1 pseudogene is annotated in these 519 nt (G+C 41.8%); it reads left to right on the plus strand.

What is annotated here, in order from left to right:
* Window positions 1–481, plus strand: a pseudogene (gene glvR / locus ACWHAR_RS31950) (MurR/RpiR family transcriptional regulator GlvR); the annotation flags it as partial.
* Window positions 482–519 lie beyond the last annotated feature (38 nt).

Consider the following 519-nt stretch of genomic DNA (forward strand, 5'->3'; position numbering starts at 1 on the left):
GAAGTTCTTACGGACAAAGGACATGACGGACATGTGCCAGCTGATTGATGAAGCGGACCGCATTTTCGTCTACGGTTCAGGAAATGCGCAAAAGATATGCGCCCGCGACCTGCAAAGAATGTTTATTCCGCGCCATCGCTATCTTATTTTAATTGAAGACACAAATGAATTTAATTTGATGCGCGATGATTTTAAAGTAAACGATCTGTTTATCATCATTTCTCTTTCCGGAGAAACACCGGAGCTGATTCCTCAGGCAAGAATGCTTTCTGCAAAGGGTATTCCCTTTATTTCCATTACGAATTTAAAAAACAATGTCCTCGCCCAGCTGACTCCGCATAATCTTTATGCGACAAGCAAACCTGTGACATTAAGCGATAAAACGGAAATTGTCGCTTTTGCACCGTTTTTTCTCGTTGGCGAAGCATTGTTCCGCGCATATGTTGATTACAAAGAGGCAAAAAAAAATGACAATGAGTAGCAGGGGGTTCTGGTATGATGCAAAAAATTCAGCGCTTT

It is taken from the genome of Bacillus sp. LR--39, from assembly GCF_053613335.1.